Raw genomic sequence first — 18,645 nt, forward strand, 5'->3', positions numbered from 1 at the left:
TTTAGGAATTCTTATGGAAACCAAAATTGCCAAAACTTTAGACGGAAAAGCTTTAGCGGAAAAAATTCAAGCAGAATTAGCTGACCAAATTAAGGAATTACAAACTAAAATCGGTCGTCCTCCAGGGTTAGCAGTGCTGATGGTGGGAGATAACCCAGCTTCTGCGGCTTATGTACGAAATAAGGAAAAATCTTGCGCTAAGGTGGGTATTGCTTCTTTTGGTAAACATTTCCCCAAAGAAACCACCCAAGAAGAGTTAGAAGCGGTGATTGCTGCACTCAATGAAGATGAACAAGTTGATGGTATTCTTGTGCAGTTGCCTTTACCAGAACATTTAGATTCTGTCAAGTTATTGCATCAAATTGCCCCAGATAAAGATGCTGACGGACTGCATCCAGTGAATTTAGGGCGACTAGTGAGAGAGGAAGCAGGGTTACGCAGTTGCACCCCCGCAGGAGTAATGCGGTTATTGGCAGAATATCACATCCCCTTGGCTGGAAAAAACGCCGTAGTCATAGGACGTAGCATTTTAGTAGGTAAACCTATGGCCTTGATGCTCTTGGCAGCTGATGCTACGGTGACTGTAGCCCACTCGCGATCGCAAGACCTCCCCAGTATCACCAAAAACGCTGACATTCTCGTTGTAGCCGCAGGTATCCCCGGATTAATTACTGCTGACATGGTGAAACCAGGTGCTGTTGTGGTAGATGTGGGGATAAATCGCATTACTGATCATAGTGGCAAAAGTCGCTTAATTGGAGATGTGGAATTTGCCGCGATCGCTAATGTCGCGTCCTATCTCACTCCAGTTCCTGGCGGTGTCGGCCCCATGACCGTAGCTCTGCTGTTAGAAAATACATTCGTCAGCTATTTGAAAGCAGCAAAGGAGAAAGGAATCTTAATTGATAAATGAAAAATTATGAAAATTAACATAACTCATCATTTATCATTTAACTTCCATAATTACTCAAGTATTAGTTAATCTTTTCGCTCCAGAGCATCTTAAAATTGTGACGTGTACGACAAACAGCCAAAAGCCAAAAATTTAAGGAATTATAAGGATGGTAGCAGCTGATAACCTTCAGAAGATGCCAGAAACAGCCTCATTTAACCTAGCCGCTTATCTACAAGAACGCAAAAAACTTTGTGAAGCTGCTCTCGATGAGTCTCTTCCTGTGATTTATCCAGAAAAAATTTATGAATCAATGCGCTACTCGCTATTAGCTGGAGGTAAGCGTCTGCGTCCCATTCTCTGCCTAGCTACCTGCGAAATGATGGGTGGGACAATTGAAATGGCTATGCCTACAGCTTGTGCGGTCGAAATGATTCATACCATGTCATTGATTCATGATGACCTGCCAGCAATGGATAATGACGATTACCGTCGTGGCAGACTCACCAATCACAAAGTTTATGGCGAAGATATTGCCATTCTATCTGGCGACGGCTTACTGGCTTATGCTTTTGAATTGGTTGCCCTTCGCACACCTGAAAGCGTAGCCAGAGAACGGGTATTACAGGTAATTGTTCATCTAGGGCGGGCATCAGGGGCTGCTGGCTTAGTTGGTGGTCAAGTAGTAGATTTAGAATCTGAAGGTAAATCTGATATTCCCTTAGAAACCCTCAACTTCATCCATAACCACAAAACAGCAGCCCTGCTAGAAGCCTGCGTTGTCTGTGGTGGAATTCTCGCTGGTGCATCACCAGAAGATGTGCAAAGACTCTCACGCTATGCCCAAAATATCGGTCTAGCATTCCAAATCATTGATGATATTCTCGATATCACCGCCACCCAAGAGCAATTAGGTAAAACCGCAGGTAAAGACCTTGTAGCCCAAAAAGTTACCTATCCTAGTCTGTGGGGTATCGAAAAATCACGCGCCAAAGCCCAAGAATTGATTGAATCAGCCTGTGCAGAACTAGAACCATTTGGGGAATCAGCACAGCCACTCAAAGCTCTGGCTCAGTTTATCACCAGCCGCAATCATTAAGATTTGTATCTGGAAAAATTCAAAATCAATAGTGGAGTGCTGGGTGCTGAGTGCTGGGTGCTGAGTAATCAATTTTTGAATTTTGAATTTTGTAGCTTGCTTCTCTTACGATGGCGTAAGCCTACCCGTAAGGGTATGCGTGAATTTTGAATTGAAGAGTAGCGACAGTGGATTTTGGGTTGCATCTCAATCTCAAACCAACACTAACTACTGCTAACTTTGACCAACCGAACCAAAAGACCATGCAGGACATAGGCGAAATTTTAGACAACCGGGTGCTACTGGTTGCCCTAGTAGCTTGTTTTTTAGCTCAAGCATTGAAGTTAGTAATTGAGCTAGTTCAACACCGCAAACTGAATGTCCGCGTTTTAGTAACGACTGGAGGGATGCCCAGCGCGCATTCAGCCTTGGTGACAGCTTTGGCAACCGGTGTAGGACAAACCCTGGGTTGGGCATCGCCTGACTTTGCCTTAGCCACAGTTTTTGCCATTATTGTCATGTATGATGCCGCAGGGGTGCGTCAAGCCGCCGGTAAACAAGCCCGCATCCTCAATCAAATGATTGATGAACTCTTCCATGAAAAACCAGACTTCAGCCAAGACCGCCTCAAAGAATTGCTAGGACACACACCTGTACAAGTCATAGCAGGTTCAGCTCTAGGCATCACAATTTCTTTATTGGCTAGGTCTTTATTAGTGATTAATCGGTAGTTAATGGTTGAAAGACAGGGGGCAGGGGAGGCAGGGGAGGCAGGGGGCAGGGGGGCAGGGGAAGCAGGGGAGGCAGGGGAAGCAGGGGGCAGGGGGCAGGGGGAGAAAAAACAATGCCCAATTCCCAATTCCCAATTCCCAATTCCCTATGCCCAATAACTTACTGTGCTGCTACAGTCGATCGCAATAGCGTTACTCTCCGGCTATCTACTAGCACAGCCGAAAAACCGCGATCGTTGAGTTTCCTTAATGCGTTGTAAGCTTCTTGTTGGTTAGTCGTGTAGACTGCTAGCAAATAGTGTCTTTGTCCATAGGATGCCAAACCAACTTTACTACCCATCGCTTGCTGTACACTATTGGCGAGTTCTGGACGATTGTAATAATCCACCAAAACAGCAAAACCTTCTCCTAGTGTTTGCGGATTATAGGTAATTTGGGGCGGTTGCTGCTGGGGCGACTGGGGTGCTTCCCCTGGTCTGGTGCTGATAATAGCCGACAACCCGACAATAGTTTGAATATACCTAGCCCAACGGTTAGCATCATCAATCTTGCGAAAACCCCCTATCCTTGTCACCGTATCCTTTAAATATTGACAGGTAGTGGTTTTAATTTCATTGGGTAAGGCGTTACGTAACTGCTTCTGATTTTCTGCTGTGGGTGAGACTACCAGTAACAGATACTCCCCAGCAGTGGGAGGCTGGCAAACAGGTAAAGGGTTTTGGGCTGTGGCGGAATTTATGCTCCCCATCAACCCCGCGATCGCTAGTCCACATACACTGGATAAAGTGGCAAATTTCTGCACAGAACTGGGACGCATAAGTAAGTTTTATTAAAATTTTTTAGCAATTAGTCAATAGTTCCTAGTCAATAGTAAACGACCTAATGACTAGTAACTAATGTACGGGCGGGTTTAACTAGAATATCCGTTTTTTAGGGTGAATATCTCACAGAACCCGCCCCTACTAACTAATTACTCAAGATACAGGAGCTAAAGATGCTAATGGATTGGGTATTGTTGCAGAAGGAGCTTGGAATTCTCCGGTAATCACGTATTCTAAGCGGAGTTTAAGCCAAGTAATAAATTGGGAATTGGTAGAAATAATCGCAGCTGCGGGTTGAGGACATTTAGCTTTGATATCAGCCATCTCCGGTGCTTCTAAAAAAGCAGGTTGTGCTACCAACCAAAAATCAATTTCTTTTTCTTGTTCGTGGTAGTGGCGAGTGCGTTCTTTCAGCACTTCCTCCATCGGCTCTTCTTGTAACAAAAAGCGTCGGCTAGCTAAAACGTAATAGTATGTTTGCATTGTCATCTTAATGATTACTAACTAATAATTTTAAAGCTAACCCTTACCGAATGCTGACTAAATAAGTGGGGCATGGGGCATTGGGCATAGGGAATTGGGCATGGGGCATTGAATAAATAACTGGGTATTAATTTTTCTCCCCCTGCACCCTGCACCCTGCCCCCCTGCCTCATCTAACTCTTGGGGGATTTCTTGAACCAAGAACTAAACGGACAACTTTTTGCTGCGGCTTCTGTAGAGACTTTACCGCCTGCTGTTAATTTTTCTAAAAACAGCGTGTTGTCAAAGTAATGTTCCAAAGAGATGATTCTCAAATCATCGGTGACATGAGCCACACTCAAGCCGATAATTTCTACTGTTTCGCCAGTTGGTGCATAATCTTTATACGCACCTTTGAAATGTCCCCAGTGTCGCCACTTGAAGGTTACTGTTGGGGGGCCAGAGTAAACTTCTAGCACTTCCCAGGGGAAACCTTGGGGAAATGTCGTGTGAAAGAGTTTAGCAGATGTTTCAAAGCTTTCTTCAGAAGCCTTGTAATGGTCAGAATCACCCATAAAGATGTTGTAAGTACCTTGGGCGGATACATCTGCGGCAGTGAACTCCTGACCCCCATTAGTAGTGATGCGAAACTGATCATTTACAACTGACAACCACTGCTGCGGGTTGGTTTTGAAAGATACCTCCATCTCAAAGGTTCTCACCAAATTCTGCACGATCGCTTCTAGCGAACCTTCAAGATGGTTACGTGTACTCTCTTTCGCTAGATTCTCCTTAGAACGAGTATAGTCTGGCGCAGTACCGTAACGCCACTCAACATTCGTACTTTCAGCAATAACGCTATCTCTGTCTTGTACCCAAAGCGGCAGTTCGTTAGATTGTGTTGCGCTCATAACCATTTAAAATTCGTAATTCACAATTGGGAAAATCATCAGCATGAGGTGTCCTGAATGTTCCAAACCACTTCTGAAACATTCCACCACACCAACAATTTTCGAGATTACGCAGTCACAACCCCTCTAAGGTAAAAGGCAAAATTCAAAAGTCAAAAACTCTTTAATTTTGAATTTTGAATTTTGAATTGATTACTCTCCTCGTATCGCTTGTTTCATTTCTCGGACGGCTCTTTCCATACCGACTAAGGCAGCGCGGCTAATAATGGTATGACCTATGTTTAGCTCTTCCATACCAGGCAATGCAGCCACAGGATATACATTCCAATAAGTCAAGCCGTGACCAGCATTGACGCGCAAACCCGCCTGAATAGCTTGTGAACATCCTTGAGCTAACAAGGTTAGTTCTTGACGACGACTGGTTTCGTCGCTGGCTTCTGCATATCTACCAGTGTGCAGTTCAATAAACTTTGCTTGCACCTTGACAGAAGCCTCTATTTGTGCAGGTTCGGCATCAATAAACAAGCTAACAGGAATGCCAGCACCCTGCAATTTATCGACGATATCACCTATTCTAGCAATTTGCCCGACTATATCTAAACCTCCTTCTGTAGTTACTTCTTCCCGCTTTTCCGGTACCAAAGTCACATAATCGGGTTTAATGTCAAGGGCAATTCCCAACATTTCTTCTGTAGCAGCCATTTCCAAGTTCAAGTGCGTCCGTACTGTCTGACGCAGTAAGCGTACATCCCTGTCTTGAATGTGCCGTCTATCTTCCCGCAGATGCACTGTAATTCCATCTGCACCAGCTAATTCGGCTAATACCGCCGCCGCCACCGGATCTGGTTCTACCGTCCGCCGCGCTTGGCGAATAGTGGCTATATGGTCTATGTTTACACCCAGTGTAGGCAACCCTAGTATCTCCCTATCCACAACAGAAATTTATCTTACCTGAAATTGTTAACAAAATTATTGCTCAAGAATGTTCAAATCACCATTCATAAGTAATGATTGAAGAGACAAGATAAACACAACAAAAATTTTTAACCTCATCATTAACTATATGTAAGCTATGTTAATGATGATTTTGGGTGAGTATAATGATGGGCTAAGTCCCAGTATGGGTAGTAGCAGGCAATCAAGGAAAAAATCACACCTTAGCCTTATGTGCTTACAATCAAACGTTTGTGTAAGCTTTAATCATAAAATAAATAATTTTTGTGGCTGAATCCTTTCTCGACAAGTTATTTAAATAGTTTTACTAAGTTAAGTGGAACGACTTGAAAAAATCAAACTATGTAAAGTAATGTAAAAAATGGAATCTAGTTCGTAGTAAGGACTTCAGTCCTCTAATAAGGACTAAAGTCCTCTCTACGAGACGCTTGCGCGAACACTACAAACGTTGAATTATCTAAACCGTTCTACTTACTAAAATTAGGGTATTTATTTTAAAGACTATGGCAGAATTGTGGACTTATTTGTTTAATGGTGGGCCATTCATACCACATGGACACTGTTATTTATGGAACACAGAATTAGTTTGGTTACATTTAATTTCTGACACAATCATTGCCATAGCTTATTATTCTATTCCTACGACACTTTTTTATTTTGTTCGTAAGCGGCAAGATTTGCCTTTTCATTGGATATTCTTATTATTTAGTGGGTTTATTGTCGCTTGCGGTACAACTCACATTTTAGAAGTTTGGACACTTTGGCATCCTACTTATTGGTTATCAGGATTTGTCAAGGCTTTGACAGCAGCTATTTCTTTACTCACAGCTGTAGAACTCATACCTCTAGTACCAAAGGCTTTAGCACTTCCTAGTCCGGCTCAGTTAGAACAAGCCAATCAACAATTACAAACAGAAATTAGTGAGCGTTTACTAGTAGAAGCAGAACTCAGAAGATATCAAAATCAGTTAGAAGAATTGGTGGCACAACGTACCAATGAAATTACTAAAACCAACGAGCAATTACATCAAGAAATTGCCGAACGTCAGCGTCTTTTAGAAGTTGTCAGAAACAGTGAAGAACGTTATCGTTATTTAGCTGATGCGATTCCTCAACTGGTATGGACTGCTAACGCTCAGGGAGAGTGTGATTATTTTAATCAAAATTGGTGTAATTACACTGGCTTAACATTGGAGGAGTCATTAGGTACAGGCTGGGTAGCAGCTTTACATCAAGATGATGTACAAAAGGCCTATGATGTCTGGATTAATGCTGTCAGTAGCAGCACTATTTACGAGAATGAATATCGGTTTAAACGTGCTGAGGATGGTTCTTATCGTTGGCAATTAGCGCGAGGCTTACCGCTAAAGGATCAACAGGGTTGTGTGGTTAAGTGGTTTGGTACTTGTACAGATATCCACGAGCAAAAACAAATACTAGAACAGCGAGCGCATTTACTAGAATTAGAGCAAGCAGCACGAGCCAAAGCCGAAACAGCCAATCGCATTAAAGATGAATTTCTCGCAGTTCTTTCCCATGAGTTACGCACACCCTTAAATTCAATTTTGGGTTGGTCTAAATTGTTGCAAAGTCAAAAGCTCAATCAAGCCAGAACATCCCAAGCACTAGCCACTATTGAACGCAATGCGATTTTGCAGGTGCAACTTATAGAAGATTTGTTAGATGTCTCTAGAATTTTGCAAGGTAAACTAGTGCTGAATATTACAAGAGTTAACTTGCAGGCTGTAGTTTCGGCTGCACTAGAAACTATGCGTTTAGCAGCAGAAACAAAGATGATTCAGATAATAACAGTCTTTGATGCAGATATTCAGTCAATTAGGGGTGATGCGGCTCGTTTGCAACAAGTAGTCTGGAATTTACTCTCCAACGCTGTAAAATTCTCCCCCCAAGGAGGACAAGTAGCTGTAAGACTAGAACAAATCAATGGAGTAGCTCAGATTACTGTTAGTGATCAAGGTAAGGGAATCAGTCCTGATTTTTTACCCTATGTTTTTGATTATTTTCGACAAGCAGATAGCAGTTCTACCAGAAAATTTGGTGGCTTAGGGCTAGGACTAGCAATTGTTCGCAAAATTGTAGAGATTCATGGGGGTACAGTCACAGCCGCTAGTCCTGGTGAGGAACGAGGGGCAACATTTACAGTGAGATTACCACTCTTTGCGGAAGATGAACCGAACACTACAGATGATAAAAATCACCTCTTGTTATCAAAATCTCTATCTTCACGGCTGGTTGGTGTCAAAGTTTTAGTGGTTGATGATGACCTTGATTCCAGAGATTTCTTAGCCTACATCCTAGAACAAGAAGGGGCTGAGGTGGGAGTTGCGGCTTCTGCATGGGAAGCTTTACAAATCTTAGCCCAGTCCCCATTAGATGTGTTAGTCAGTGATATCAGTATGCCTGACATGGATGGTTATATGATGATTCGAGAAATCAGGACTTGGGCGGAACAGGAGAACGGAACAATTCCGGCGATCGCTCTGACTGCCTTTGCCAGACAATACGATCAAGAACAAGCCCTAGCAGCTGGCTTTCAGATTCACTTACCTAAACCTATTCACGCTGAAGAATTAATTACCGCCGTGACTAGGTTGGCTGTGAAATGAAAAAGCAGGGGAGCAGGGGAGCAGGGAGAAAAATCACGCCACTTGCGGGTGTTAGCATACCCCTGTACCCCTCCAGCAAGCTACGCGCAGCGTCTCGTAGAGAAGCAGAACATAGTTCTGTACCTTTAGTTCCCCCTGCCCCCTGCCCCCTGCCCCCTGCCTCTTATGACTATTGCCGTAACTGATTTACTACCCGATCTAAGCCGACAGAATGAGCCGCTTTGAATAATAAGCGATCGCCTGCTTGCATAAATGTTTTTAATCTCTCCACTAATTCGCTATGGCTAGTAAAGCATTCGGAGGGGATACCTGCCGCACTTTTGGCGATAGTTGCGGCATCTTGTCCGTCAACTAACACTAGCAAAGCATCTAGTTTTAAATCTCGTACTGTTTCACCAACGCGTTGGTGTAATTGCAGCGATCGCTCCCCTAATTCTTTCATCGCCCCTAACACCGCAATTTTGCGCTTTCCTGGTGTGTCTGCTAATAACTGTAATGCTGCTAGCATGGCTTCTGGTGCAGCATTATAAGTCTCATCTAAAATTAATACATCATTGGGTAAGCTAAAACGCTGGGATCTACCAGTGGGCATATTGACATTTACGCCATCTTGTAATCTTGTCCAATCGATACCCAAAACTTGAGCCACGGCTAAGGCGGCTAGAAAATTTGTCGCATTGTGTCGCCCAGGTAAAGGTAGAGGTAGCTTGATCCCTCCCACTTCAATAGTTTCACTATCAATGATTTTTCCTTGAATGTCGCCACCATCCAAGCCATAGGTTAATACTTTCCCCTGCCAAACTTTGGCGGCTGTGGCTAATAACAGGGGATTATCATGATTGAGGATAGCAATACTATCTGGAGGCATTTCGGCTAATAACTCACATTTAGCCTCAGCGATCGCAGTTTCTGAACCTAACAACTCAATATGCGCTGTTCCTACATTAGTAATTACACCAATGGTGGGATGTGCAATGTGTGTGAGTTCGGCAATTTGCCCCCTTCCCCGCATCGCCATCTCAATGACAGCATAGTTGTGTTCGGGACTTAATTCTAAGAGGGTTTTAGGGACACCGATTTCGTTATTAAAATTGCCAAAGGTTTTGTGAACTTTCCCCTGTGTACTCAAAACGGCGGCGATCAGTTCCTTGGTGGTGGTTTTACCGACAGAACCCGTCACCCCAATCACCGGAATTTGAAAGCGATCGCGCCACCATCGCCCAATTTTTTGATAAGCCTCTAGAGTATTGTTAACCTGTAATACAGGCAATCCAGAGTTTTCATAGTCAAAATCGACGATAGCTGCGATCGCACCTTGAGCGATCGCACCAGAGACAAACTCATGTCCATCAAACTTTTCCCCTCGTAAAGCCACAAACACTTCACCAGGTTTAATGATGCGACTATCTGTTTGAATACCAATACTGACTTGAGCTAAATCAACCGTACTTAAATTTACAGGCTGGGCTAAAAGAACTTCTACTAGTTGAGTGAGAGTAATAGACATAATAATTCAAAATACTATCTTGAGAGTGCTGAGTGCTGAGTGCTGAGTGCTGAGTAGTGAGTGCTGAGTAGTGAGTTAAAAAATAAAATCTACCTTGTCTACCTTGTCTACCTTGTCTACCTTGTCCCCAATCCCCAATCCCTAGTCCCCAGTCCCCAGTCCCCCTATAAAAGTGTGCCAAAGCAGTTTAACTACTTTGGCACACTTAAGTATATATGCTATTTGAAATCGGTTAATGGTTAAAATTGCTATTCAGGGGTGAACCGAAAATTAAAGCAATCTCCAATCCCTAGTCAAGAATCCCCCAACTTATGCCTGATATTTGATTGCAGTTGCTTGTAAAATCTGTATTGCTAAATCACGAGAAATATCTAAAGCTTGATAAAAATCGTTCAAGAAATTTTTTTCTTCATCGGTTACTGAAGCTTCACCCAGAACTAGATCAGCAGATAACGCGAAGGCTGCTGTTCGTAATTCAGGGGATAAAGACTCTTTGGCTAAGTTAAATAAAGCGTTAAAGCCATCTTGCCAAAGAATATCTAAAATCCTGTGCAGTAACTTATGGATCGTATCTGGAGAATAACCTCTCAATGGCTTGGAACGCGAGAGTATATAGGAAATATGACGCTCTTGCTCATTAGTTAAATAACTATCTGACACTGTGGCCAGTAAAACAATTGCTGCAAAAGCTTCTGATTCGCCGAGTAATTCTGGTGTGGGAATTTCCGCGTCCAGAACTGTGTCTAGTAAATTCATGATAGTTGCTCCTGGATGGGGTGTCTCAATAGCGTACAGTCACCTTGACAGTTTTTAACCTAATCTGGCAACTTGCAACGCTGTGAGACTTCATATTTTAGTGTTCCCAGGATTTTTGGACAGTGAACACCTTGGCTGTATATGGTTTTAGCTAGATGTACAGCATCCGATGATGAATTTATCTATCGTTGCCCGGTTTTTTCAATAGTTTCAATAACTGCTAGCCCAATCCCTGATGCTGCAATTAGAAGTATAGCTGACAGCAAGTAGGCGTTGGTTAACATCCGAAGAGCTTCATCAAAGAAAATATAGGTGGTCATAGCTTCACCTTTTGAACTATGTGCTGCTAGTGTTGTTTATTTCTCCACCTGCGGAGTAGGAAATTCCGTTGATAAACTGCTAGCACTTGCATCTTAACAAAACTTTAGCTCGTCTACGAAAAGAATAAGATTTTTTCTTTCTGAAGATTCGATGAAAATAAGCTGAATTCGGTTGCAAAGAATACTGAAAAATTTTTTGTGGAGGATTTTTGAGGTTTAAACTACCCTTTGCATAACCTTGATCATGTTATTTCTAGCACGAAAGGTGTTTTCTTACCTGAGATAGATTAAATCTATAAAAACCTGATTTTAAAGAAAAATCCTGGTTTATCTTTCATTAGTTTCAGTAATTTTCCTGAAGCTTTTTTAATGAGAGAATATTAATATCACACAATTTTAATCAGTAAATAAAATTTAGGAATTTTTTTATATTATCCAGCTACAAACAGGAAGGGTAGATTGATGTTATTTAACCACTCACTATTCGATTAAGGAAAGTAAAGAGTATTTATGTATACTTAATAAGCTAAATTTTTTACTGTTTTAGATACTAGCAAAATCAAATTATTGCTTGTCAACCAAAAATAAAATAACGTGCATAAGACTTTTTACCACAGTAAATTTATCGCAACATATTTTTACATAAACACGATTAACAAGTATTTATATTGATATATTGTCTTTGATTCTCATAAAAAATTATCTCAAATTCTTTACATTACTTAATATATTGATTTGTCATGGATTGGTTATCAAAATTGCAACAACAGCGATCGCTGGCGGTGATTCGCGCACCCAAACTGGAACTAGGATTAGAAATGGCGATGGCTGTAGCAGCTGGGGGAATGAAGTTAATTGAAATTACCTGGAATAGCGATCGCGCTGGAGAATTAATCACCCAACTCCGTAGTCAATTACCCGAATGTACGATTGGGACAGGGACATTATTTAATGTGCAGCAATTGCAAGCGGCGATCGCAGCTGGGGCGCAATTTTTGTTCACCCCCCACGTTGATCCGGCAATGATTCAAGCAGCAGTAGCCGCACAAACACCTATCATCCCCGGTGCGCTAACCCCGACAGAAATTATTACAGCTTGGTCTTGTGGTGCTAGCTGCGTCAAAGTCTTCCCTGTGCAAGCAGTGGGGGGTGCTAGTTATATCAAGAGTTTGCAAGGGCCACTTGGTCATATTCCCTTAATTCCCACAGGGGGAGTCACCCTAGAAAACGCGTCAGCTATGATTCAAGCAGGTGCGATCGCAGTTGGGTTAAGTGGCGAGTTATTTCCTAAACAGTTAGTAGCACAAAGAGACTGGGATGCGATCGCCCAACTAGCCAGTAATTTACTCCGCAACTTAGCTGAATTTAACATAGACAATAGGAGCTAGGAACCTCATGTTCCCTGTTGCCTGTAAGGGACTTCCAACTTAAAAAATATACAATCGCTTGGGTAAGCAGGGGAGGCAGGGGAGGCAGGGGGAGCAGGGGGAGCAGGGGAGGAAGAATACAATGATCATATTTGCTCTGACCCATTGAATAATTGATTTTCAGGAAGTCCCTAGTACCAACTCATCCACATTCAGCCACCAGTTCAAAATTTATTTGGAATTTTGAATTGCTCTAACTTGTGGTGTTGTCCGTATACAGCCCACAATGATAACTTGTTAAGCTCAAAGATAAGACGACAATGCCATGATCATGTCCATACTACGCAAATTTACTGTTTTTCTTTTAGCTGTAAGTTTGTGCTTGACAACTGTCGCTTGTGGAGGCGGAAACCAAACCACCCCAACCAATCGCAACGTCAGCCAAACTGCTACACCCACTAAATTAAGTGACGGTCAATATCAAGTCCAACAAGCCACCTATGACGATGGTTCAGGGGAGTACACTTTATTTTTACTCAACAGTACACCTCCGACCTTTGCCACCGAAAACTTGCAAATGGCTAGGCTAACTGATGATGAAATCAAAGAAGGTAAGAAAACTTATCTCAAAGTAGACAAAGGACAACCAGTTTTATATTTGACAGAAGACTTTAAAATTGAGTACGTCCACAACGTCACCGAAAACAGAACTAACCCCAGCACCGGACAACAAGAAACCGTCGTAGTTCGTCGAGAAAGTGGTTTTTGGGCCCCCTTTACTGGTGCGTTAGCTGGTCAAGCAATAGGTAGCTTATTGTTTAGACCCCAATATTATGTACCTCCTGTATATCAACCAGGCGCAGGATTAATTACTGGCTACGGCGGTTATGGTACAACCTACGACCAAGCCGTTAATAGTTACCGCACCCGCTATAATTCAGCACCAGCAGCCGTGAGAAATCGCACTGCTTTTAGAACCACAGGGACAATCAGAAGATCATCTGGTAATTCTACTGTCCGTTCTACAACACGCACCAACCGACCCTCTGGTTCAGGTTTTGGTACCAGCACCTTAAGATCCTCTGGTAGATCAACTACCACCAGACGCAGCCCCAGCAGCAGCAGTTTTGGTAGTGGTCGTTCTCCAGCCCGTCGTAGCACAGGTTTTGGTAGTAGAAGACGCTAATTAATTGCGAATGTAATACTGAGTTGCAATTAAATTTTGGAGTAGGGATTTGGAATATTGATTCTGAAAAACTTCTCTGTTGATGTTGTTGAAATCAACTGAATAAAATTGAAAACTATAGGGGCATCTAGCCCCTTTTTTATATTTGACTCTATGACAAATAGTAGCGATCGCTAACACCCCTCTGATGTTTCGTGTAATGATGATCACCTATTCCCGCAAGGAGGCTCACACTGAACCTGTACTCAGGTCAGTGTCGAGACGGCAGTTGCTACAAGTCGGGAAACCCGCCCAACGCACTGCCTCATGAATTGCGGGTTAAAAACGTAGGCGCAAGCCTTCCCGAAGGGTAACGTTCCCACTTCCTCAACAACCGCAGGTTGTTGAGGAAGTGGGAACAGTTGAGTTTTTAACAAATAAATCTTTGATGCAACACGACTGTTTTGATGTATTATGTTCACGCGTGATTAGGTCGAAGTCATGGAACAAGTGTTGACGCTAGTTTGCAAACTCAACCCCTCTCAAAAACAAGCAGAAGAAATCGAATTGGTGCTGAAAGCTTTTGAGTCGGCGTGTAACTATGCCAATCAAAAAGTTAAACCTCAGATAACCAGCAAGACCACTATTCAAAACATGGTCTATAACGAGATTCGTGCTTTGTTTGGGTTAAGTGCAAGTTTAGCTGTTCGTGCTTGCGCCAGGGTTGGGGCTAATCGCAAAACTGCCAAACTAAAAGACAAGCCAGTTAAAGTATTTAAGCCAACATCGGCTGATTATGATGCCAGAATTTTCTCGTTTAGAGAGAAAGACTGGACTGTTAGCTTGACTTTAATGAACGGCAGGGAACACATCAAAATTGATGCTGGTAATTATCAAAGAGGTAAATTAAAAGGTAGAAAACCAACATCAGCACAACTATGTAAACATCGTGACGGTAACTACTACATCCACATTCAAATTAAAGACAAAACACCAGAACCAATCAAATCTACGCCACTTGCTACAACCGGGGAAACCCCGGCAACGCAGTGGCTCAATAATGTAATTGGTGTTGATTTTGGTCGTCGTGACATTGCTGTAACTAGCAATGGTGATAAGTGGGATGGAAAGCAAATCAACGATGTTAGAGATAAATTTTCTAGAGTAAGAAGTTCTCTCCAGAAGAAAGCCACGAAAGGCACAAGGTCTACTCGCCGCAGGGCAAGACAGATTTTGCAACGGTTGTCGGGCAAGGAGAGAAGATTTCAACAGTGGCTAAACCACAACATTAGCAGGTCTATTATTCAGGACGCATTAAAAAATAATGCAGCAGTGGCAATTGAAGACTTAACAGGCATTCGTAAAAGAACTAATCAAAAACCAAGGAGTAAAACAGAACGTAGACGTTCTAATTCTTGGTCTTTTTATCAGTTAAGGTCTTTTTTGGAATACAAAGGTGTTCAGTTTGGAGTAGAAATAATTGCTGTTCCTCCAGCTTGGACAAGTCAAGCTTGCCATCAATGCCTACAAATTGGACTGCGTTCTGAAAAGCGTTTCAAATGTACTAATGAGGCTTGTTCTTGGAGTGGTGACGCTGATTTAAACGGAGCAAAGAATATTGCTGCTATTGGGGTGAATTTTGTAAACTCGCCCAGAGGCTCGAAGTGTTTATGCTGTGAACTCAGCGTGGATAGTTCAGGGCTACTAAAAGCCTACACCGCACCTGTAATCAGGTCGGTGTAGGTAGTTTACTAGCTATATCTGGACGACGAAGCACGCCGGAAATTACTGGGAGGATGAAATAAATGTGTAGTAGACAATACAAGGCACGTAAAACATTTAGCAAGTCCTCCGATACACCAGCGTCAAATCCGTTGGAATTACGCCCCTTTGTCGTCCAGCCCCGACCACAAACACCAGAGTTACAGGCTCAGGAAGAGAAATTAGCACATTCTGATAGTTTGTTGAGGAATATATCAACTTTTCGTCCAGGCTATGAACCACCGCCACCACCACGTATTCAGACTCAGTTAACAATTGGTGAGCCAGGGGATAAATATGAGCAAGAAGCAGATCGGGTAGCAGCAGACGTAGTGCAAAGAATTAATGCACCTCAAATGTCTCCGGTTCAGCGATCGCAAGTTATAGAAGATGAAAATGAGCTGCAAGCGAAACCACTGGTACAGCGTATGTCGAATGTAGGTAGTATGGCTGCACCGCCCGATTTAGAAGCATCAATCCAAGGGTTAAGGGGTAGTGGACAGCCACTAACAGACAGTATCCGAGAACCAATGGAACAGGCATTTGGGGCTAATTTCAGTGGGGTGAAAGTCCACACAGATTCTCAATCTGACCAATTGAATCAATTAATTCAGGCAAAAGCTTTTACCACAGGGCAGGATATCTTTTTCCGGCAAGGCGCGTACAACCCCAGTAGCAATGGAGGACAAGAGTTAATTGCCCATGAGTTAACTCACGTTGTGCAACAGAATGGAGGTGCAGTACAGAGATCACCGCAACCCTCAGAGCAAAACGCCTCAATGTCGTTTACAGCTAACCCTGAACACTCCATTCAACGTCACCCCGTACACTGGGAAAGGTCTCAAGACGTGCAGAACTTCCTCGGTGTCAACCCTGGTTGGGCATTTTTCGGTAAGACAAAACTAGGAAGATGTCAAAAAGCGATCCGTGAGTATCAAAGTCTCCCAGAAGATGGATTTGCTGCCAGAAAACAAAAATTGACTGCGATCGAAAAAGAACTGGTGGCATGGCAGGCGAAGTATGGAGTTACCAAAAAAGATAGTGAAGCAGCACGGCTAATTCCGGTCATACAGAAGATGGTCAACTATGAGAGAGAAGAAATCGATTTATCAGAACAAAGAGCATCCGGAAAAATAGACCCAGATAAACCATCTTCATGGCGGCAGGCGCGAGACTTTCCCACTAATGCTGAATACGAGATTACATTTAGAGCTTTAATGAAGTTAAATCTCGGAAAAACAGGGATAGATGTTCCTAGATTGGGAGAGATGGATGCACAGGATAAAAAGAGTTTTCAACAGGCAACACCAGACGCTGTATGTAATTACGCAAATACCGGTGCAAATATATCTGCTAGCCGCAGTTTTCAATTTACAAATCAGATAGCAGCTAAGTCTTCATCAAAAGGCAAATCTAATTTGATAGTGGTGCAAGTTATACGTCCCGGATATGGAATCGATGTAGAGCAGAATGCTTACAATGAGGAGGAGCGACTAGGTATTGATAGTGGCATCACAGAAAAAGATAAGCGGAAAGCCAGAGAGGCTAAAGAGATAGCAACGCTGAAAAATCCGCCAGAACTGATTCTTGGCTGGGTAGAATTTCCGACAAATGTCATAAATGAGGCAGGTAGTGTAGAAGAGGCGGTGCGAAATAACTTGATCAAATTCGTATTTAACCCTGCCTATGGCAAGGGGGAACTGGGGAAAGACTTACCAGAACTCAGTGAGATGAAAAACTTTGTTGAATTGGTACTGATGTGGGCAACATACTTACGAACCTGAGTCGCTAAATGCACCTTTATGAGCGATCGCCCTTCCCGTCAGCTTGCTAAATTAAAATCATATCGCAGCCTTCAGGAGCTATGAACGCTACAACTACCCAAACACTAAGCTTAGAAGAGTTTCTCAAGCTCCCAGAAACAAAACCAGCTAGTGAATATATCAATGGTGAAATTTGGCAAAAACCTATGCCAAAAGGCAAGCATAGCCGCTTACAAATCAAGTTCTGCACTAGTATTAATGATGTAGCAGAAAACCAAAAGATTGCTTATGCGTTTCTAAAATTGCGATGTAGCTTTGGTATTCGCTCAATAGTTCCTGATGTAGCAGTATTTCTGTGGTCACGTATTCCATTTGAGCCTAACGGAGAACCACCCAACGATTTTTTACTATTTCCCGACTGGACAATTGAAATACTTTCTCCAGAACAGAGTTCTAACCGAGTCATTGGTAATATTCTTTACTGTTTACAGCATGGTAGCCAACTAGGTTGGTTAGTAGATCCAGAGGATCGCTCAATTGTGGTTTTCCGTCCTGAGCAACAACCTGAACTTCTGCAAGCAGAAGACTTCTTACCTGTTTTACCTGAAATTCCACTGACGCTAACTGTCAATCAAGTTTTTGCATGGCTAAAAATGGGTACTTAAGGCTAACCACTGAAATTATGCAGCCATGACAGCGATCGCTTCTTTTATAAAAAATCATATCAATGGAGGCGATCGCTATTTGTGCATCTGCATTTTATTTCTTAGGGCGATCGCCTGGGGGACGAGATGGAACACCCAACGCCTCAATTAATTGTTGTTCACTCACACCCAATTTAGCTGCTGCACCTTTGAAATCAGGACGGGGAGGGGGGCCTGATGGTCGTTCAGAGGGTGGATTTTCGGGGACTCCTAAAGCTTGTTTTAATTGAGTTTCGCTGACTCCTAATTTTTGGGCTGCTGCGGCAAAATTGGGAGGCTGGCGATCGCCTGGAGGTTGGGGTGGAACACCCAAGGCCTCAATTAATTGTTGTTCACTCACACCCAATTTAGCGGCTGCACCTTTGAAATCAGGACGGGGAGGTGGGCCTGATGGTCGTTCAGAAGGCGGATTTTCGGGGACTCCCAAAGCTTGTTTTAATTCGGCTTCACTCACCCCCAGCTTTTGCGCCGCCGCCGCAAAATCAGGTCTAGGTGGTCTTTGTTGTTGATTTGGTGTTGGCGAATTTTGGGCTACTGTCGTAGATTGATTAGCGATCGCTGTATTAATAGCGATTAAACCAAAAGTCCCAATAGCTAACGGTAAACTAGCAGTGATGAAAAGCCGCTTAATACGCATAAAACCCTTCCCTGAAGATAAATTTCGTGTGGTCTATGCTTCGATTAAGCCAACTCAAAATTACAGTTTTATATTCTCTTAAATTACAGTTTTGTCATCATCCAAGAGTGCCAATTAATTCACCATAGAAGAGAATAGAAATATTTATACTAATCCGACTTGATTAGTGAAATTACTTACTTAGGGAGG

19 protein-coding genes are annotated in these 18,645 nt (G+C 42.8%); 9 read left to right on the plus strand and 10 right to left on the minus strand.

Annotation, left to right across the window (positions count from 1 at the left end):
• Positions 1-13 precede the first annotated feature (13 nt).
• The 3 genes from folD to CV014_RS15315 all read left to right on the plus strand — a co-directional run bounded on the left by folD (position 14) and on the right by CV014_RS15315 (position 2,701).
• Positions 14-913: a bifunctional methylenetetrahydrofolate dehydrogenase/methenyltetrahydrofolate cyclohydrolase FolD gene (gene folD, locus CV014_RS15305; RefSeq protein ID WP_236142833.1), complete on the plus strand. Its 900-nt coding sequence runs from the start codon at positions 14-16 to the stop codon at positions 911-913.
• A gap of 148 nt (positions 914-1,061) precedes the next feature.
• A complete protein-coding gene (gene crtE, locus CV014_RS15310; protein WP_236142820.1) occupies positions 1,062-1,991 on the plus strand; it encodes a geranylgeranyl diphosphate synthase CrtE in 930 nt (309 codons plus the stop codon).
• 242 nt (positions 1,992-2,233) lie between these two features.
• Entirely contained in the window at positions 2,234-2,701 is a 468-nt protein-coding gene (locus tag CV014_RS15315) for a divergent PAP2 family protein (protein ID WP_103137003.1), read from the plus strand.
• 160 nt (positions 2,702-2,861) lie between these two features.
• On the opposite strand, the gene CV014_RS15320 is transcribed toward CV014_RS15315, so the two are convergent.
• The 5 genes from CV014_RS15320 to CV014_RS15340 all read right to left on the minus strand — a co-directional run bounded on the left by CV014_RS15320 (position 2,862) and on the right by CV014_RS15340 (position 5,807).
• The gene (locus tag CV014_RS15320; protein ID WP_236142821.1) at positions 2,862-3,518 is read right to left on the minus strand and encodes a hypothetical protein; all 657 of its coding nucleotides are present in this window, start codon (positions 3,516-3,518) and stop codon (positions 2,862-2,864) included.
• Between the two features lie 157 nt (positions 3,519-3,675).
• On the minus strand, positions 3,676-4,005 hold the full coding sequence (locus tag CV014_RS15325; protein ID WP_103137005.1) for an MgPME-cyclase complex family protein: 330 nt from the start codon (positions 4,003-4,005) through the stop codon (positions 3,676-3,678).
• 17 nt (positions 4,006-4,022) lie between these two features.
• Complete coding sequence (locus tag CV014_RS15330) at positions 4,023-4,178, minus strand: hypothetical protein (protein WP_236142822.1); 156 nt, start codon at positions 4,176-4,178, stop codon at positions 4,023-4,025.
• Positions 4,179-4,895 carry a SnoaL-like polyketide cyclase gene (locus tag CV014_RS15335; RefSeq protein WP_103140659.1) on the minus strand — a complete coding sequence of 239 codons (717 nt, stop codon included), beginning with the start codon at positions 4,893-4,895 and terminating at the stop codon, positions 4,179-4,181.
• A gap of 192 nt (positions 4,896-5,087) precedes the next feature.
• On the minus strand, positions 5,088-5,807 hold the full coding sequence (locus tag CV014_RS15340) for a pyridoxine 5'-phosphate synthase (RefSeq protein ID WP_236142823.1): 720 nt from the start codon (positions 5,805-5,807) through the stop codon (positions 5,088-5,090).
• Positions 5,808-6,352: 545 nt separating this feature from the next.
• On the opposite strand from CV014_RS15340, the gene CV014_RS15345 reads away from it, so the two are divergent.
• Positions 6,353-8,476 (plus strand): hybrid sensor histidine kinase/response regulator, encoded by a 2,124-nt coding sequence (locus CV014_RS15345; RefSeq protein ID WP_236142824.1) that lies wholly within the window; start codon positions 6,353-6,355, stop codon positions 8,474-8,476.
• A 169-nt stretch (positions 8,477-8,645) separates the two neighbouring features.
• Here the strand turns inward: CV014_RS15345 and CV014_RS15350 are convergent, their stop codons facing one another.
• From CV014_RS15350 to CV014_RS15365, 4 genes are all read right to left on the minus strand, one after another.
• Complete coding sequence (locus CV014_RS15350) at positions 8,646-9,989, minus strand: UDP-N-acetylmuramoyl-tripeptide--D-alanyl-D-alanine ligase (RefSeq protein ID WP_236142834.1); 1,344 nt, start codon at positions 9,987-9,989, stop codon at positions 8,646-8,648.
• Positions 9,916-10,164: a hypothetical protein gene (locus CV014_RS15355; protein ID WP_236142825.1), complete on the minus strand. Its 249-nt coding sequence runs from the start codon at positions 10,162-10,164 to the stop codon at positions 9,916-9,918. The genes CV014_RS15350 and CV014_RS15355 overlap by 74 nt, the downstream gene beginning before the upstream one ends.
• A gap of 128 nt (positions 10,165-10,292) precedes the next feature.
• Positions 10,293-10,739 (minus strand): tellurite resistance TerB family protein, encoded by a 447-nt coding sequence (locus CV014_RS15360; RefSeq protein WP_236142826.1) that lies wholly within the window; start codon positions 10,737-10,739, stop codon positions 10,293-10,295.
• A 182-nt stretch (positions 10,740-10,921) separates the two neighbouring features.
• On the minus strand, positions 10,922-11,059 hold the full coding sequence (locus CV014_RS15365) for a hypothetical protein (protein WP_192881704.1): 138 nt from the start codon (positions 11,057-11,059) through the stop codon (positions 10,922-10,924).
• Positions 11,060-11,799: 740 nt separating this feature from the next.
• On the opposite strand from CV014_RS15365, the gene CV014_RS15370 reads away from it, so the two are divergent.
• The 5 genes from CV014_RS15370 (at position 11,800) to CV014_RS15390 (ending at position 17,780) form a co-directional block, all read left to right on the plus strand.
• Complete coding sequence (locus CV014_RS15370) at positions 11,800-12,447, plus strand: bifunctional 4-hydroxy-2-oxoglutarate aldolase/2-dehydro-3-deoxy-phosphogluconate aldolase (RefSeq protein ID WP_236142827.1); 648 nt, start codon at positions 11,800-11,802, stop codon at positions 12,445-12,447.
• A gap of 304 nt (positions 12,448-12,751) precedes the next feature.
• Positions 12,752-13,612, plus strand: a complete 861-nt coding sequence (locus CV014_RS15375) for a hypothetical protein (RefSeq protein WP_236142828.1) — start codon at positions 12,752-12,754, stop codon at positions 13,610-13,612.
• A 480-nt stretch (positions 13,613-14,092) separates the two neighbouring features.
• Positions 14,093-15,334, plus strand: a complete 1,242-nt coding sequence (locus tag CV014_RS15380) for an RNA-guided endonuclease InsQ/TnpB family protein (protein ID WP_236142829.1) — start codon at positions 14,093-14,095, stop codon at positions 15,332-15,334.
• A gap of 62 nt (positions 15,335-15,396) precedes the next feature.
• The gene (locus CV014_RS15385; protein ID WP_236142830.1) at positions 15,397-17,136 is read left to right on the plus strand and encodes an eCIS core domain-containing protein; all 1,740 of its coding nucleotides are present in this window, start codon (positions 15,397-15,399) and stop codon (positions 17,134-17,136) included.
• An 80-nt stretch (positions 17,137-17,216) separates the two neighbouring features.
• Entirely contained in the window at positions 17,217-17,780 is a 564-nt protein-coding gene (locus CV014_RS15390) for a Uma2 family endonuclease (protein ID WP_236142831.1), read from the plus strand.
• A 94-nt stretch (positions 17,781-17,874) separates the two neighbouring features.
• Here the strand turns inward: CV014_RS15390 and CV014_RS15395 are convergent, their stop codons facing one another.
• The gene (locus CV014_RS15395; protein WP_236142832.1) at positions 17,875-18,456 is read right to left on the minus strand and encodes a hypothetical protein; all 582 of its coding nucleotides are present in this window, start codon (positions 18,454-18,456) and stop codon (positions 17,875-17,877) included.
• Positions 18,457-18,645 lie beyond the last annotated feature (189 nt).

The organism is Nostoc sp. CMAA1605 (genome assembly GCF_021596505.1).
In the GTDB taxonomy this organism is placed as follows: domain Bacteria; phylum Cyanobacteriota; class Cyanobacteriia; order Cyanobacteriales; family Nostocaceae; genus Trichormus.

What these genes read in the sequence shown, in the direction of transcription:
- folD (WP_236142833.1), top strand. Translation starts at nt 14, where the DNA reads ATGGAAACCAAAATTGCCAAAACTTTAGACGGAAAAGCTTTAGCGGAA.
- crtE (WP_236142820.1), top strand. Translation starts at nt 1,062, where the DNA reads ATGGTAGCAGCTGATAACCTTCAGAAGATGCCAGAAACAGCCTCATTT.
- CV014_RS15315 (WP_103137003.1), top strand. Translation starts at nt 2,234, where the DNA reads ATGCAGGACATAGGCGAAATTTTAGACAACCGGGTGCTACTGGTTGCC.
- CV014_RS15320 (WP_236142821.1), bottom strand. Translation starts at nt 3,518, where the DNA reads ATGCGTCCCAGTTCTGTGCAGAAATTTGCCACTTTATCCAGTGTATGT.
- CV014_RS15325 (WP_103137005.1), bottom strand. Translation starts at nt 4,005, where the DNA reads ATGCAAACATACTATTACGTTTTAGCTAGCCGACGCTTTTTGTTACAA.
- CV014_RS15330 (WP_236142822.1), bottom strand. Translation starts at nt 4,178, where the DNA reads ATGAGGCAGGGGGGCAGGGTGCAGGGTGCAGGGGGAGAAAAATTAATA.
- CV014_RS15335 (WP_103140659.1), bottom strand. Translation starts at nt 4,895, where the DNA reads ATGAGCGCAACACAATCTAACGAACTGCCGCTTTGGGTACAAGACAGA.
- CV014_RS15345 (WP_236142824.1), top strand. Translation starts at nt 6,353, where the DNA reads ATGGCAGAATTGTGGACTTATTTGTTTAATGGTGGGCCATTCATACCA.
- CV014_RS15360 (WP_236142826.1), bottom strand. Translation starts at nt 10,739, where the DNA reads ATGAATTTACTAGACACAGTTCTGGACGCGGAAATTCCCACACCAGAA.
- CV014_RS15365 (WP_192881704.1), bottom strand. Translation starts at nt 11,059, where the DNA reads ATGACCACCTATATTTTCTTTGATGAAGCTCTTCGGATGTTAACCAAC.
- CV014_RS15370 (WP_236142827.1), top strand. Translation starts at nt 11,800, where the DNA reads ATGGATTGGTTATCAAAATTGCAACAACAGCGATCGCTGGCGGTGATT.
- CV014_RS15375 (WP_236142828.1), top strand. Translation starts at nt 12,752, where the DNA reads ATGATCATGTCCATACTACGCAAATTTACTGTTTTTCTTTTAGCTGTA.
- CV014_RS15380 (WP_236142829.1), top strand. Translation starts at nt 14,093, where the DNA reads ATGGAACAAGTGTTGACGCTAGTTTGCAAACTCAACCCCTCTCAAAAA.
- CV014_RS15385 (WP_236142830.1), top strand. Translation starts at nt 15,397, where the DNA reads ATGTGTAGTAGACAATACAAGGCACGTAAAACATTTAGCAAGTCCTCC.
- CV014_RS15390 (WP_236142831.1), top strand. Translation starts at nt 17,217, where the DNA reads ATGAACGCTACAACTACCCAAACACTAAGCTTAGAAGAGTTTCTCAAG.
- CV014_RS15395 (WP_236142832.1), bottom strand. Translation starts at nt 18,456, where the DNA reads ATGCGTATTAAGCGGCTTTTCATCACTGCTAGTTTACCGTTAGCTATT.